The organism is Vibrio sp. SCSIO 43155 (assembly GCF_023716605.1).
Classification (GTDB): Bacteria; Pseudomonadota; Gammaproteobacteria; order Enterobacterales; family Vibrionaceae; genus Vibrio; species Vibrio harveyi.
Genome location: NZ_CP071853.1, coordinates 1,437,714 through 1,454,275, shown reverse-complemented (window position 1 = coordinate 1,454,275; position 16,562 = coordinate 1,437,714). Strand labels below are relative to the sequence as shown.

General features: G+C 45.3%; 10 protein-coding genes and 1 pseudogene. 6 read left to right on the top strand and 5 right to left on the bottom strand.

The window, feature by feature from the left end; all coding sequences use genetic code 11:
* Nucleotides 1-121 precede the first annotated feature (121 nt).
* Nucleotides 122-526, top strand: coding sequence for a globin family protein (locus J4N44_RS23345; RefSeq protein ID WP_252045271.1), 405 nt, complete (start codon nucleotides 122-124; stop codon nucleotides 524-526).
* An 81-nt stretch (nucleotides 527-607) separates the two neighbouring features.
* Here J4N44_RS23345 and J4N44_RS23340 read toward each other — a convergent pair whose 3' ends face one another.
* The 5 genes from J4N44_RS23340 to J4N44_RS23320 all read right to left on the bottom strand — a co-directional run bounded on the left by J4N44_RS23340 (nucleotide 608) and on the right by J4N44_RS23320 (nucleotide 9,930).
* The gene (locus J4N44_RS23340) at nucleotides 608-1,399 is read right to left on the bottom strand and encodes a slipin family protein (protein ID WP_009700456.1); all 792 of its coding nucleotides are present in this window, start codon (nucleotides 1,397-1,399) and stop codon (nucleotides 608-610) included.
* 9 nt (nucleotides 1,400-1,408) lie between these two features.
* Nucleotides 1,409-2,776, bottom strand: coding sequence for an NfeD family protein (locus J4N44_RS23335; RefSeq protein ID WP_252045270.1), 1,368 nt, complete (start codon nucleotides 2,774-2,776; stop codon nucleotides 1,409-1,411).
* Nucleotides 2,777-3,458: 682 nt separating this feature from the next.
* Complete coding sequence (locus J4N44_RS23330) at nucleotides 3,459-5,126, bottom strand: response regulator (protein ID WP_252045269.1); 1,668 nt, start codon at nucleotides 5,124-5,126, stop codon at nucleotides 3,459-3,461.
* 58 nt (nucleotides 5,127-5,184) lie between these two features.
* The gene (locus J4N44_RS23325) at nucleotides 5,185-6,327 is read right to left on the bottom strand and encodes an EAL domain-containing response regulator (protein ID WP_252045268.1); all 1,143 of its coding nucleotides are present in this window, start codon (nucleotides 6,325-6,327) and stop codon (nucleotides 5,185-5,187) included.
* Nucleotides 6,328-9,930, bottom strand: coding sequence for an ATP-binding protein (locus tag J4N44_RS23320; protein WP_252045267.1), 3,603 nt, complete (start codon nucleotides 9,928-9,930; stop codon nucleotides 6,328-6,330).
* 259 nt (nucleotides 9,931-10,189) lie between these two features.
* Between J4N44_RS23320 and J4N44_RS23315 the strand changes: the two genes are divergently transcribed.
* The 5 genes and pseudogenes from J4N44_RS23315 (at nucleotide 10,190) to J4N44_RS23295 (ending at nucleotide 16,483) form a co-directional block, all read left to right on the top strand.
* Nucleotides 10,190-11,167, top strand: a complete 978-nt coding sequence (locus tag J4N44_RS23315) for a cytochrome-c peroxidase (protein ID WP_252045266.1) — start codon at nucleotides 10,190-10,192, stop codon at nucleotides 11,165-11,167.
* The gene (locus tag J4N44_RS23310) at nucleotides 11,160-13,520 is read left to right on the top strand and encodes an ATP-binding protein (RefSeq protein WP_017190713.1); all 2,361 of its coding nucleotides are present in this window, start codon (nucleotides 11,160-11,162) and stop codon (nucleotides 13,518-13,520) included. The genes J4N44_RS23315 and J4N44_RS23310 overlap by 8 nt, the downstream gene beginning before the upstream one ends.
* Nucleotides 13,521-13,640: 120 nt before the next feature.
* Nucleotides 13,641-14,108, top strand: a complete 468-nt coding sequence (locus tag J4N44_RS23305) for an OsmC family protein (RefSeq protein ID WP_005452274.1) — start codon at nucleotides 13,641-13,643, stop codon at nucleotides 14,106-14,108.
* 495 nt (nucleotides 14,109-14,603) lie between these two features.
* A pseudogene (locus J4N44_RS23300) lies at nucleotides 14,604-15,616 on the top strand (DUF2804 domain-containing protein).
* Between the two features lie 9 nt (nucleotides 15,617-15,625).
* Nucleotides 15,626-16,483 (top strand): sterol desaturase family protein, encoded by an 858-nt coding sequence (locus J4N44_RS23295; RefSeq protein WP_005452272.1) that lies wholly within the window; start codon nucleotides 15,626-15,628, stop codon nucleotides 16,481-16,483.
* Nucleotides 16,484-16,562: the final 79 nt, after the last annotated feature.

Below are 16,562 nucleotides of genomic sequence, written 5' to 3'. Positions count from 1 at the left end.
GGGCAGGTTGGCATTCTTCGTATGCCGACGTTCAGAAACCACAAAACCGTCCCAACGAGCTTGGTAGGATTATCAAATTACATTCATAATGAAAATAGATAAGTTGGTTGGAGGCTAGGGGATGAACGTAATCGAAGTTTTTAACGACAGCTACGAACGCTGCGTAATCCATGAGGACTTCTTTGATTTGTTCTATGAGAACTTTTGGTCGAAAGGTGAAAACTTCAGACAAAAGTTCGATGGCGTGGACATGAAAAAGCAAATCCGGATGCTTAAAGGATCTATCGTGTTTGTGATGATGGCGGATACCTCTGTAGATGCTCGTGATATGATGCGGAAATACGGGCACAAGCACGGGCATAACAATATTGGCGTCGCCCCTGAAGATATCGATGTCTGGTTTGAAAGCCTGTTAGAAACCGTCGCCCAATGTGATCCTGACTTTGATGAAAGGGTCGAGTATGCATGGCGTCACTGCTTTGAAACTGGATTGGCAATTATGAAGAAAGAGTGCACCGACGCATAAGTTCAATCAATGTTGAACTCGTAAAGGGAGTAGAACACAGCTACTCCCTTTTTCTACTTCCCTGTTCAGTGACCACCAGGTTTACTCTTTTTCTTGTTCCGACTCTCTCTGATTTTTCTTCACAGCCTTGGCGATATCGGAAACTGCTTCGACGAGATTAATCGGCATCGGGAAGATGATGGTCGATGTCTTGTCTGTGGTGATTTCAGTGAGCGTCTGCATGTATCGAAGTTGCAACGCATTTGGTGCTTCGTTAAGCATTTCTGCCGCTTCTTTTAGCTTGTTGGAAGCTTCTAATTCACCGGTTGCGTGGATGATCTTCGCACGGCGGTTACGCTCTGCTTCGGCTTGGCGGGCAAGGGCGCGCACCATGCTGTCGTTAAGATCGACATGTTTCACTTCAACCGTTGCGATCTTGATACCCCAATCGTCGGTCTGTTGGTCGAGTATGGATTGCAGATCTTTGTTGAGGCGTTCACGTTCAGAAAGCAACTCATCCAGTTCATGCTGACCAAGTACCGAGCGCAACGTTGTCTGTGCTAACTGGCTGGTGGCATCGCTGTAGCTTTCGATGTTATTGATCGCCATTTGTGGGTCAACAACTCGGAAGTAAACCACGGCGTTGACTCGGACCGATACGTTGTCACGGGTGATTAGATCTTGGGTTGGGACATCTAGCACAATGGTACGTAAGTCAACGCGAACCATTTGTTGAATGAAAGGGATCAAGATGATCAAGCCCGGTCCTTTTACTTCTTGGAAGCGACCGAGGAAGAACACCACGCCGCGCTCGTACTCACGCAGCACCTTGAACATTTGCGTTGCCAGTGCAACCAATAAAACAATGATAACGGCAACAGTGTAGAGCATCATACGCGCCTCCTATTCCTTAGGGCGGTCACTGGGTTTCACGGTTAAGGTCAACCCTTTAATTGTTACCACGGTGACGTGGTCTCCTTGTTTGAGCTGGGCGTCAGCCTTGGCTTGCCACAAAGCACCATCCAGCTGGACAAGCCCTGTTCCATCAACAAAATCATCGCTCACAACTGCGAGCTTGCCCGGGTAAGTTTCTAGTCCAGTAGTGGCTTTTTTGCTGCGAATTTTAAGCAGCAAGCCAACGGTAATCACGATTAACCCAACAGAGAAAATAGCGATACCAATGATCAATGGCAGAGCGATTTGGAAGCCGGGGATGTCGCTGTCCATTAGGAAGATCGAGCCGAGAACAAACGCAACGACACCACCTAAGCCGAGTATGCCAAAGCTCGGGTTAAAGGCTTCAGTAATCATCAGAGCAATACCGAGCAGCAGTAACCCTAAACCAACGTAATTCACTGGCATCATTTGTAGGGCATACATGGCGAGTAACAAGCATATCCCACCGAGCACACCTGGTAAGCCGATGCCAGGGTTGTAGAACTCTAATAACAGACCGTAAATACCAATCAGCATCAGGATATAAGCCACGTTGGGATTGGTGATCACCGCCAACATTTCTGCACGCCAGTCGGGGACGCGTTCCACCCACGTTGGGTTATCTAACGTCAGCTGATACGGCTTGCCGTTCACTTTGACCTCTGTGCCATTGATGGCAGTGACCAAGTCTTCGGGCGAGTTAGCAATGTAATCAATAACGTTTAACTCTAGCGCTTCTGAAGCGTCTATGTTTGCAGCTTCGCTGACGGCTTTCTCTGCCCACTCTGCGTTTCTGCCATGCAAGCGAGCCAAACCTTTGATATATGCTCTGGCGTCGTTGATAACTTTCTTTTCCATTGCGGTTTTGGCAGGTACTTCGTCGGAGTTTTTGCCTGATGATTCATCATTCGATTCGTCATTGTCTTTGTCGTCGGCACTAGAAGGCTGTTGCGGTGCACCTCCTAGAGAAACGGGCGTAGCTGAGCCTAGATTGGTGGCTTCTGCCATGGCGGCGACATGACTAGCGAGCAGAATGTAGGTGCCTGCGCTGGCTGCCCTAGAGCTTGAAGGACCGACCCAAGTCGCGATAGGGATAGTGGATGTAGTGATGGCGTGAATGATGTCTCTCATTGAGCTATCAAGCCCGCCCGGTGTGTCCATTTTTAGTATGACGAGGTCAACGCCGTTTTGCTGAGCCTCTTCAATTTCTCGCGACAGATAATCACTCAGGGCAGGACCAATCGCGCCTTTGACAGGCAATACCCAAACGGTGCTCGCTAGCGCTTGGCTGGCAAACAAGAGTAGGGGAAGAAGCCACAATCGTATCTGTTTCATACAGCCCTCCTTGTGTTACCACTGGGACTTATTGAAAACGCTATTTAAAGTATATACCCAAGTGACTTCAAGATGCAGGATTCAGAGCGTTGTCATTGATTCGAGAGCAAGGAAAACAACGCGGTGTAATAGCTAGCTCTTTCCAAGTTGTTTGACGCAGCAATCGGGTCAATGACACGCTCCCAAAGGGCACTCTTTGCAAATAGTAAGGGCCTTGGCTTGTATACTTTGTTGTCGATTCTTGATTTAGACCCACTAAACCTTTAAATCGCCGCCGCGTCTACAAACCAAGTCAGTCTCGCTGAACCTAGCATCTCGAGGTTACTTGGGTATAGATACGCGTGGACAAGAGAATGGATTTATCCGTCGCCTCCAAATGTATAAGCAAATGTACAAGGGGGAGGTGCTTAGGCTGTGATACACACTTTCTCACGTAATCTGGGTTTTCATGCGTTGTGGATCGTAAGAAAACCAGTAAACTGCGAGGAATCAACGACACTCAGACAAGAAGGTAAGTGGGAAGTTATGATGTTAATTGCGATTCGATTGGTGAAGCTTGCCGTTATCTGTGCGGTGTTCTTCACTATCTACGATTTGATTGCGTTTGGTGAGGTGACTTGGATTAACCGTTTCTTCAACCTGTAATCCGAAATGAAAGGGGCATTGAGCCCCTTTTTACTGTCTAGTTTGCCAGTTCTGGTTGCGTAGGTGGGGTGTTCACCACAGACATCTGTTGACATCGATCTTGAGCCAGAAAAAGAAACTTGTCGTAGCCGCTTTTCTCAAGCTCTTCACTAGAAACCAATTGTTTCACAATGTTGTCGCAGCGCTTAATTAGCAGTTCGACTTCCAATGACGATTTGTTGCTCGGGAAAGCACGCGTTAGCACTTTGATGATGTTAATACACACCGTTCTCAGCAACGGGCAACGTGCTTGAAGCTCAATTAAGGCATCGATCAAGGCTTGGTAATCTTGCTCAGCTGCACGAATCTTCTTGTATTGCTCCTGCATCCAAGCTTGGCGCTCCGCGTTGTCGGTTTCTAAAGAGCGACCGAGGGCAATTTTACTCGATAGAATGGTATCGCTTGAGTCGGTTTGTAGGTTTTCAAAACACCAAGTGATGGCTTGAGAAAACTCAGATTCGAAGTTCATCTCATGCAATAACCAAGCGAGGTGAAATTGTGCATAAAAGTGAGCGAAAGGTTTACGGCGATACAAATCGCTGAGCACTTTAAATGCGGCAACGTACTGATTTTCTTCAATGGCGATATGCGCTGCAATCAAATCGAGTTCATCTTGAATTGCCTTGTTTTCAGGTCCGCTTGTGATCGACTTAAACAAGTTTTTCGCCTGAGCCAGCAAATCCTCACGACCTTCTAATTTTCGCACGCAGTAAAGCAAATTACGGATCAAATTTAGCTTAGAGAAGGTGTTGTTGCGATAGGTATCTTTGTTGATATCCATGTACGCATGATAGTGCTGCAATGCTGAGTGGTAATCGTGCTCTGCAAGGCATAAGTTTACAATCACCAGTTCACGTTCTGAATTTCCTTCAACCAAGCTGTTTGCTAGCTCCAAGTGTTTGATAGCTCGTGGCACTTCGCGGTTCAGCATATTGAAGTTCGCGGCACATTCACGTACTTCTACGTTGTTCGGAGACTCTTCTAGCAGAGTACGCACTAGGCGTTGTGCTTCGTCGTTTTCCCCCAGAGAAACCAATGTGTTCGCCAAGCCGATTTTTGCCCAGTTAACGTCTTTTCGCTCGATAACTTGTTCGTAGACGATTTTGGCTTCGTGATGCAACTTTAGGCGCGTTAAGAAATCAGCGCGGAACTTCTCAATGATGAAAAAATACTCGGGATGAAAAGGCATCAGCTCTTCACATGCTTCTAAACCGACGTGAGAGTCGTTATTGAGTTCTGCTTGATAGATAGCCTGCAACACGTTCTTGCGTTTCACCGCTGCTGAGATGCGTTCTCGCAACGTAATGGAATTAAAAGGCTTGAGTAGGTACTCGTCTGGTTTTAGCTCGATAATAGCGCGTACGATGGTCGCAGAGCTTTCACCGGTCACTAGAATAAACACCGTGTCATGGTTGAGTAATTTGAGATGTTTTAGTTCTTCAAACAGCTGCTTGCCATTCATACCTCGACCGAAGTTATAGTCACAAATGATCAGATCGATACGCTCTTGGTGAGCAATGGAAACCGCCCCCTTGGCTAAGCGAGCGGTGAAGATGCGTTTGTCAGAAAAGCCAAGCTTGGTCAGCATGTTACGTAATGTCAGTACCACGATAGGTGCATCGTCGACGATTAACACATTGTACTGTGAGAAAGATTTGGTATTCATTTCAAAGAGACTCATCATATGAACCATGTGACCGCGAATGAACAGCCACTGGCTAGAATTAGATCAAAGCTTCCAACTGCTCAAAGGGAATAGGGCGACAGCGAACAAATCCTTGGTACAGTTCCACACCAAGTTCGCGCAAATAACTTAACGTTTCAGTGTCTTCCACACCCTCTGCCACTGACTTAAGCCCCAAAGACTTAGCTAGATGTAGGCTCGATATGGTGATCTGCTGGCTTTTGAAGTTCGTCAACGCATCTTTGATGAACTGACGGTCAATTTTCAACTCGGTGTATGGCAGTGTTGCCAGTTGGCTGAGTGATGAGTAACCCGTACCAAAATCGTCAATCGCTAAGCCAACGCCTGTTAAACGTAAGTTAGCGAGATTCGCCAAGGACGTGACGCTGCAGTCGTATACTTCGTCCTCTGTGAGTTCAAGCGTGATGCGTTCAGGTGCGATTTGGTATTGATCGCACAACGCAAACAAGCGAGCACTCATAGGTTGCTTGAGTGTTTTTTGATTCATGTTTACCGATAAATTGATATTTGCCTTCAGTTGAGACATGTCTTGCAGCGCGTTCTCTAATACAATCCAGAACAGCTTATCTAACTCGTTACGAGCCTGAATCTCAGTAATAAACTGTGCGGGTGCAATAATGCCGTGTTGTGGATGTCGACAACGCACCAATGCTTCGACGCCGATCAGGCGGTTATCTTTCGCGGAGTATTGAGGTTGGTAATAGTTGAGAAACCAACCTTGCTCAAAAGCAGTGCTAATTTCATCCCTACCCATCAAAATGGGCAAGGACACCACTTGTTCTTCCAATGTGTATTGTTTGAACTCATTAAAGATCTGATTCAACTGCTGATGAGAGATCGGCTTAGTTAACGCTCGAACAAAGCCATAACCCGCAGACAAACACATGTTGTAGGTGATTTCGACCACATCTTGGCTCATTGCACTTAAAATCACGACACCTTTAGGGCGAGCGCTTTCTGCTAGGTTGGACAACAGGTTCACCCCGTTAATGTCTGGCAAATCAATATCGCAGAACATCAGATCGACAGGCTGAGTCTCGCAAATGGTCGTGACTTCAGCACCTCGATGGACGATAGTAATCGTGCCCTCAAACAGACGATTGAGCAAAATCTTAAGATTAGTTGCTTGTAGTCGATCGTCTTCAACAATCAAAATATTCAATTAATTGCTCTCACTCATTTCCAGCCACTGTTGTGTGGTACTGACTATGGTTGCTAATTCGTTAATAAGCGCGGTGCGAGCCTGAGTTTCTTGCTCACTGCCTACTGAAGACTCACATTGCATTGCCACATATCCAAGCTGGACTAAGTTGAGGGCGGCGGCTGATCCTTTGATGCGGTGCGCGATGGACTTGAGGCTTTCTTCTCCAGATTGAATCAACGCAATATCATTGCTCAAAGCCTCACAAATCACCTGTGCCATTTCGAGCTTTTCTTCGTAGCTGTAGTCTTCAAGCCAGCCTTCTTGACGCTCACTGTTAAACGCTCTCGATAAGTATTGCTCGCATAAGGCTTGTAGATCGCCCAAGTTGTATGGCTTAAACAGTACTGCTTCCATGCCATTGTGTTCCGCTTTTTCAATCACATTACGTGAGTTTTCTGCGGTACACGCTACAACGGGAATAGAGGCAAACTTACTATCTGCTTTGAGTGCCTTAGTCAGTTGGTAGCCGTCCATATCAGGCATGTGGCAGTCAGTAATCACCAAACTAAAAGAGGTGATCGTATTGTCGCCTTGCGCTTGTTCTAACACCTCAATGGCTTCGATGCCACTGGCTGCAAGCTGGCAATTAACCCCCAGCTTTTCAAACTGACGCTTAAATAGCAGTCGATTGATAGCATCATCATCGACGACTAACACACGACCATCCCAATGATACGCTTCTGTTAGTTCCAAAGGGCTTTGCGTGGTCGTATTACGGTTCAATTTCTGCAAAATCAAATCGGGATACACATTAGAGTAATGCGGATCTACCTCGACAACATGATGCTTGCTCTCAAATTCATCTAGCGTGACTTGCCATGTATTCAGCCAACGCTGGACTTGGTTGCTTTCTGTATAAACCGGAACCAAAGCAGTCAAATCAAGCGGTTGACTGGTCATCGGAAGTTGCACCTTGATGGTTGTGCCTTGCTCTTTTTGGCTTTCAACCTTAATGCTGCCCTCCATGATGTCGACCAAGCTTTTGACGATAGACATACCAAGCCCAGTTCCCCCAAAGCGGCGACTGATACTTTTATCCCCTTGGACAAAAGGTTGGAAAAGAGCAGCCAATTGCGCCGTGCTCATGCCGCACCCAGTGTCTTGTACACTAAATTCAAGCTGATTTTTGCTGACATGGACGCTCACAATGACTTTACCGTGTTCGGTGAACTTAACGGCATTGCTCAATAAGTTATTGATGATCTGGTTGACTCGCAACCAATCAAGAACCACCAACGCATGCGGCGTCGGAGTCCAGTTCAACTCAAACGCTAACGATTTTTGCTCTATGGCTTTCTCAAAGCTTCTTAATGTTGAACCAAGCTCTTGATAAACATTGCCTGCATGAACATCCAACTGAAGTTGGTTCGCATCAATCTTCGAAAAATCTAGAATGTCGTTGACGTGCAGCTGTAATCGCTCTGCAGATTGCATTGCGCTTTTTAGCAGCTCTTTGCTTTCTGAACGTTCTAAATCTTGTTCTAACAACTCCATTAAGCCCAACATTGCAGCGATTGGGGTGCGGAGTTCGTGACTAACCACGGCTAGAAAATGCTCGCGAGCCTCGATCGCTTGCATTGCCTTTAAGTTGGATGCTTTCAGTGCGGTTTCTTTCTGTTTAAGTTCACTGATGTCATCAAAAACCGTCATGCAATATTGAGCCCCTTCTTCCGGGTGGAGTAGGGTCTGCTTACGAACGCGGTAGTGTTTGTCTCCCAAAGAGCATAAAGACGTTTCTGAGCTTTCTGAATCTGTGTTTACGCACTCTCGGGTCAACTTGAGCACTTGCTCTCGTTCATCATCTGGAATGCTCTTATCGACATTGCAGCGCGAAAGCATGTTAATAAACGGCTTGTTTGCCAGAATCTGCTTGTTATTGTCATCCGATATCAGAATTTTATTGGGCAGTTGATCCAGTACGGACGACAACCACTTGTTTTGCTTTTGGCGAATCTGAGTTTCGTATTCTTTGCGTTTGATGGTTCGAGTCAGATGTCCGGTTCTAACGATGTAAATCAGTACTGCAACCAATAAAAGGCAGACGCCACCCAACGCCCAAATGACGACGGTTTCTTTGTCGACACCGTATTGAACCGTTACTTTATTGTGGCGATCCATTAACTGTTTTAGTTCAGCGTCGGTCGTGATCTTAAGTACCGTGTTTAGTACTCTGCGCAGAAACTCCGAGTCTTTTCTTAACTCCATACCCAATTTGATTTTCAACGGCATATCGTTGGGTGGTGTCGCTGGCTTAAACTTCACCCCTTGACCACCGTAGTAATGATTGTCAATCAGGCTTTGGTTGACGAATGCGTGAGAAATGTCGCCGTCTTCAAACGCTTTCATCAAACAGTCAAACTCTCTATAGACCGCAGCAAACTCATATTCTGGATGCTCGAGAAAATGAGGGTAGAAGTTCCCTGAACGATCCAGAATCGCGACGGATTTCTTCGCTCGTTCGTTGAGTGACTCAATAAAACCATATTGAAGGAACCCAAGTGTGCGAGTGGTAATAAAGCGCTTTTTATCTGTTAGGTTGATGTTTCTTGCAGGCAGTAAATCGACCATCTTTTCTTGAAGCATCAAATCGACATCACGCCCATTTGTTGGCACGTATTCGAATTTGATCATGCTCTTTTGTTCCATAAGCTTTAATAAGTCATGGACATAGCCTTTTAGCTCACCTGTTTCTCGGTCGAGGTAAGACAATGGGTATACGTTATCTTGAATCGTATAACGAACTGTTTTGTGCCCTTGTTGCTGCTTCAAAATATCCAACATCAACTCGTTGTGAAGAATGTTGATGTTGGCTTCAATGTGTAAACGACTATGTTTAGACTCTTTCGAGTGCTTAATGTACTTGTCGATGATGCTCATCAGCTTTGGTGAGTTCTTGCCAGTAAACACCGTGACCTCTCCCGGTTTAAGAGATCGGTTGTAAACCACCTTACCAACAAGTTCACCATTCGGATTTTTAAAGCCGTAAGAACTCAGTGTAGAGAGACCCACGACAGCAGCATCAGCAGCGCCACTGTTGAGTGATGCTGTCATCATTAAGTTGTTCTTAACAGCATGAACGTGTTTGAACCCCAGAGCGTGAACTTGGTCGCACGCGCTGGAATCTTTAACACAAACCCATTTCAGCTCATCAAGAGGTTTGTCTGCGAGGCTGTCATCTCGAAGCCATATCAGTCTTAGCGTATTGAAAATAGGTTGAGAATACAGAAAGCGTTGCGCACGTTTTTGAGTCGCAACAAAGCCGACGGTTAAGTCGATTTCGCCGCTTTCCAAGCCATCAAATAAAGTGTTGAGGCTTTTATATGGCACGTACTCAGCACCAACATGCAAGTCGTGCAACATAGATTCCGCGTATTCGATGTTGATGCCTTCTTTTGATGCTAGGTCTCCCCAATAGGGTAGCCAGTCACCTTCGAGAACACCGACTTTTAGTGATTCTTTGTTGTTTAGAAACTCTCTCTCTTCAAAGCTCAGAAAGTCTTGAGCAAAGGCGTTGAATGAAAGAGTAGTAAGTAATGCGGTGATGAAAGCGAAAAGTTTCACTAGGTTCAAATTTCCAGCCAAGGACGGAATCCAAAAAAGGGGGCGGAATCGTATAGCTTTTCGCCACTTTCCGCCAATCAAGGATGTTTGTCCTGTCGACAAGTTCTGCTTGATATTAAAGAGGGGGATTTGTGCAAACTTGCGCACGATTAATCAATAAGTTATGGGAGGGTGCTCAATATCCATACGGGCAGTAATGGAAAAAAAATCAAAAGCAACTAAGTTCATATTAAGAGGTTAGGTAAGGATACCCAGAACTATGAACAAAAGGCTTACCACAAAAGGGTTATGTGGATGTTTGATGATAGGTTTTTGCGCTTTCGCTATTGCTGGTACTACGCATGATGACGAAGTGAATTTTCAGTTGGTGCAACCAATTGATGGCAAACCTACGATCGACATGGATCTAGCTCGAGTTGGTTGGCACTTGTTCCGAGACCCAAAGCTTTCATCTAATGGCACGATCAGTTGTGAGACTTGCCATGATCTCTCGACGAATGGGGCAGAATTGACACCTGTTTCTACTGGGGTGCATGGCGTTGGCACTCGCAATTCAATCTCCGTTTTTAATGCCGCCTTAAATTATCGATTTCTATGGGATGGTACAGCAAACTCGCTAATGGCTCAGATCGATGGTCCAGTTCAAAACCCATTGGAGATGGACTCTAATTGGGAAGAGATAGAAAAATATGTTCAGACCAAGCCGTCATATCAGGCGCTTTTTAAGCAAGCGGATAACCGAAGTATTGATGTGAACAACATTAAGCGTGCAATTGTGGAGTTTGTTAAAGGGCTCCAGACACCAAGTTCTCCATTTGATGCTTATTTGCTTGGTGAGACAGATGCTATGAATGAACAGGCAATACGAGGCTGGGAGACTTTTCAGCAAGTGGGTTGTGTTCAATGTCATCAAGGACGAAATATTGGTGGGGCGATGATTCAACGGTTTGGCTATTTTCAAGTACCTGATGACAACCTCGACACAGGACGGCATTTAAGAACCTCTGATGGAGAAGACAAGTTCTACTTTCGAGTGGCAAGCTTACGGAATGTAGGACAAACCAGCCCTTACTTTCACAATGGGCAAATTGATAAGTTATCGGATGCCATACAAATCATGTCGCAGACTCAATTGGGTGTAACGATGAGCGACGATAACGTGGCAGATATCGAAGCCTTCCTTAAGACCTTGAGCGCCCCAAGACCTGCAATTTTGGAGGTGTTTGAAAATGAATAAATTCCGTTTAGTGAACGCCGCCTTATTCGTCGTTATTGCCGTAATGGCGGTGTTAGCGTGCATGAGCCATGTGAATTCAAAAAATACTCAAGGGTTGCACGCATCGCTTTCTGAAATTGGTCACCATTTGATAGAAGCCCGAGACAGAGTCGTCAATCGCTATTCAATGGAAGAGAGAAAAACGTACGAAATTACCGAAAGTTTGGTTGAGCTTGAACTTGCCGCCGAGAATCTATGTACGGTTTTCAAACAGTCAATTTGGTTTGAATTTACGCCTACGAAAAATCGTGTAAAAAATATCGTAGCTCAATTTGATGGTAAGGTTCGCGATGCGACGCAAACCCTGGACATGTTAATTGGTGTTCAAGTTGCAAACCAGTACGAGTCACTCACTCTACACAATATTTATCAACGTCAGTTTGCGGCGCAAAATGATGACTCTTGGTTAGAGAAGCACTATTTTAACTTTCTAACCAATGCCGCATTACAAGGCGATAACCCTCAAAGTCAAAACATCTCATTGTTCTTGAATCGACTGCGCCAAAGTGAGCGAAAGATAGAGTTGCTTACTAACAAGATTTTAGAAAGCCATTATTTTGAGTTTGTTGAGTATTCTGAACACCAGTTACTTGAGATCGCACAGCGTGAAGCTCGACTCACATGGGTGTTTGTTCTTTTGTCCATCATCTTATTGGTAACCGTATTTGTGCTGCAAACTCAACATCGTGTGAATAAGCTCAAACATCTCAATGACGAATTAACTGAAGCGACAGAAAAGGCGGAACGTGCGGCAAAAGCCAAGTCACAATTCTTAGCAACCATGAGCCATGAGTTAAGAACGCCAATGAATGGTGTATTGGGCATTTCGCAAATCATCGCCAGCGAAACTCAAGAAAAGACAACCAAAGAGCATGTAAAAGTGATCTTGGACTCTGGTCAACACCTCATGACGATTCTCAATGACATTTTGGACTTTTCTAAAGTTGAAGAGAACAAGTTGGAACTAGAAGCCGCACCATTCAATTTACCTCAAGTGCTAACCCCAGTTTGTAGTGCGATTCAGCCTTTAATCGAAGAGAAAAACATTCAGCTTTACGTCGAGAACGAAGTGCCAGAAAACATCGAGTTTAACGGTGACTGCGCGCGTATTCGACAGATCTTGTTCAATCTCGCAGGCAATGCCGTGAAGTTTACGGGTGATGGGCATGTATTGATCCGCGCTGAGCTTGATGAACAAAGAAAACGTCTTCTCCTCTCGGTGAACGACACTGGTATTGGTATTCCGGAAGATAAACAAGGTCGCATTTTTAACTCGTTCGAACAGGCTGATACCTCTACCACGCGTAAGTTTGGAGGTACAGGGCTTGGTCTCGCGATTGTCAAAAAGCTCACTGAATTGATGAGTGGAGAGATTAAGCTCAAGAGTGTTGAGAGCATTGGGACTCAGTTCTTAGTGGATCTTCCTATCCCTTGGGTAGAGAAAGAACAGCCGGCAATGCCAAACACCAAAGCCGAGCAACAGCAGGAAAATAAACGCAATCTGCACATTCTCCTTGCCGAAGACAACCGTGTGAATGCGATTGTAGCGAAAGGTTTCTGTGAAAAGTTAGGGCATACGGTCGAGATTGCTGAGAATGGTTTGATTGCGACTAAGAAAGCACAAGAGAACCAATATGACTTGATACTGATGGACAATCACATGCCGGAGATGAATGGGGTTGAGGCGACGCGATTTATCCGAGAGAAGCTTGGTGTGAAGACCTTATTGTTTGCTTACACCGCCGATGTGTTTAGAGAAGCGCACGATAACTTTATCGACGCGGGTGCTGACCATGTACTGACCAAACCATTGCAGCGAGAGAGCTTTGCTGATGCGCTCAAGCAGTTTGCCTCTCGTTTACCTGTGCAAAATGACGTATCGGATCAAGCTGAAAACGTGGTTGAGTTACATCGTGAACCAATTGAGAGGCTGAGACTGACAGAAGAAGAGCTGACTCATTCTGAGACGGTAGAAATGCTCAAAGAGGAGCCTGATGCACTGTTAGATCTGCTTGAAAGCATAGTGAATGATTTCGAAAAATCGGTTGATGAGTTGATTGAGTATTTCATGGCAGAAGACTTATCGTCACTTTACAGCACCTTGCACACCGCTAAAGGGATGGCGTTGAATCTTGGGTTAGACACACTGGCGAATCAGGCGCTAGAAATCGAAACTCAAGTTAAGAACAAGCAGATTCCTGATATTGAACAATTGCAAAAGTTGATCAACCGACTGCAAGTTAATATTCATCAAGGGCAGCGTTTGATTGACCGTTGCCGAAAGCAACAAACAGATTCAAACCAAGTGATTTGATCGCTCTATACCCGCATTTTCTGCCTTGTGAGTGGGAGTAAGCCCTAGGTTGTGGTCTACTTAGCTCTCTTTTGAAATCATCTCCTTTTGGAGTGCGAAACGACAGGGCAGGGAATTGCAATGAGTCAACATACCGCAGTGATTAAATGGCAACGTCAAACCGACGAAATTTTCAGTGATAATCAATACAGCCGAGCGCACGTTTGGCAGTTTGATGGTGGGCTTTGTGTTCCTGCTTCGCCATCTCCTCATGTTGTTCCATTGCCTTTATCTGTAGCTGAGAATGTGGACCCAGAAGAAGCGTTTATTGCGGCACTTTCAAGCTGTCATATGCTGGTCTTTCTCTCTATTGCTGCTAAACGCCGTTATGTGATCGACTCCTACGTAGATGAAGCGGTTGGCGAACTTACAACGGGAGAAAATGGTAAAGAGTGGGTTTCAAAAGTGACACTTAGACCAAACATTGTCTTTTCAGGAGACAAACAGCCGACACGTGAACAGTTAGAAAAAATGCATCATATGGCACATGAAAACTGCTTTATCGCTAACTCTGTAAAGACCGACGTCGTGACAGAGTTATTGGATTAGGAGAATGAGCCATTAAAAGCGTTAGTGAGGTGAAGCTTTCATAATCTTGCTTGTTGTGTAACCTAAGTTATACCCAAGTGACTTCAAGATGCAGGATTCAGAGTGTTGTCATTGATTCGAGAGCAAGGAAAACAACGCAGTGTAATAGCCAGCTCTTTCCAAGTTGTTTGACGCAGCAATCGGGTCAATGACACGCTCCCAAAGGGCGAGCTGCCTTGGCTTGTATACTTTGTTGCCGATTCTTGATTTAGACCCACTAAACCTTTAAATCGCCGCCGCGTCTACAAACCAAGTCAGTCTCGCTGAACCTAGCATCTCGAGGTTACTTGGGTATAAAGCTCTAATTAACCGTTTAATAGTTTGAATATGGGTGACTGGTTTCACATTTTGGTTCATTTTAAGTCGGTATGTGAATCAATGTTGTGCAGTGGCGCAAACTGTTTGTTGTTAAATTAATGTTAATATCGAATGGTGTGTCATTGATTAATAGCGAGCATGGATGTGCAAACGCCTTTGAATCCCTTTATTCAAGCGAATGGATTACCTCAATTTGGTCATTTAGCATCGATTCCCGAATCGCTTCAGTTGGATGCGTTTCAGTATCTTAATGAGATGGACCAGCCTGCATCGAGTTGGCGTAAGCGATTCGACTATAAGCAATTCCAGTTCATCTCGATCGTGACAGAGAAATACATCATTGGTGTCGCGATTGCTGATATTCGCTATTTGGCGTCTGGCTTTTGCTATGTGTTTGATATCGAAACTCATGAACTTGTTGAGCAGCAGTGGCTAAAGCCGCTCAATATGGGCTATCAAACACAACCTTCTAGTTGGAACAGCCCAAGCCTATCTCGCCAGTGACACCATCCAGTTCAACATTGAAAATGGACTCTGGCACATACAGCTTTCAACAGACCTTATTCAAGCTGACATAAGGTTAACGCCTGAGCCAGAAAGTTTGCCTTTGATGCTCTGCACGCCAACAGCATATTCGGGCTGGACCCTACACTCAAAAACACAACGCGCTCGCTATACAAGGTCAAATGAGTGTGAAAGGGCAGCCACAAGATCTCACCAACGCAGTCGCTGGGTATGATTTCTCTGCTGGTTACATGCGCAGAGAGACCAGTTGGCGATGGGCGAGCATCAATCACCAAAGGGAAGACAAACGGATAGGACTGAACCTTGCGGCTGGTGTGAATGAAACTGGGTATTGTGAAAACGTCATATGGATTGATGGCGAACGCCACTTGATGCCGCCTGTACAGTTCGAGTTTTCTCGCATGCATCAAGAAGCGTCATGGCGAATTACCTCACAAGACAAGCGCATCGACTTGATCTTCAAGCCTAAAAATCAACGATCAGAGAAAAAGAACTTCTGGTTTTTGAAGAGTAACTTTCGTCAGTTTGTCGGTTACTTTTCTGGTTATTTGATTGATGACAATGGCATTAAACACGAACTCGATGAGGTGATGGGGCTCACCGAAGATCATTACGCGAAATGGTAGGAACGGACTATGGAATGGTCACAGATTACGGAACATCCTGATTTATTGTTGATGTTGCTCGCACCAATATTCTTTCTTTGTATTGCGGCAGAATATTGGTTTGGGCAACGTGGTGGTCGATTACCTGAGAGTGCGCGATATTACTTGCCAGAAGTCGTGTGTAACTTTGTATTGGCTGGGCTTCATCAAGCGACAGATATCTTAACAGGACTGCTGATCGCTAAACTGTATTTGTGGTGGTTTGGTTGGCGCTTGTTTGATATCGAGATGACGGTTTCTACCTTCCTGTTACTCATGGTCTTGCAAGATTTCTTCTATTATTGGTTCCACCGAGCAAGCCATCGTATCCGTTGGATGTGGGCAGCGCACGTGGTGCACCACAGTTCAGAGCGTATGAACTTCAGTACCGCATTTCGCCAAAGCCTGATGTACCCACTAGCGGGTATGTGGTTATTCTGGTTGCCACTGGTCATTATTGGATTTGATCCTAAATGGGTGGTGTTTGTTGTACTGCTCAATCTTGGTCTGCAATTCTTTGTTCATACTCAGTCGATTCGGTCCCTTGGCCCTTTGGAGTGGGTCTTCAATACACCATCCCATCACCGAGTTCATCATGGTGTGAATCGTCAATACATTGATAAAAATTACGCTGGTGTATTGATTATCTGGGATCGCATGTTCGGGACGTTCGAGCCTGAAGTAGAAACCGTCCGTTATGGCATCTCAAAGCCCGTTAACAGCTTTAATCCTATTACCGTGACGTTTGCAGAATGGAAAGACATGTTCAAAGAGGTGACCCGTCCCAATTTGTCTTGGCGTCAGCGCTGGCGGTGCTTGTTTGCTCCACCGTCCGATACAATTGAGTAACTGTTCTGAATGATTAACTAAACGCCATACCATTAATGCTTGACAGTGTTCGGTGATGTTGTTTTAATGCGTACGTTGT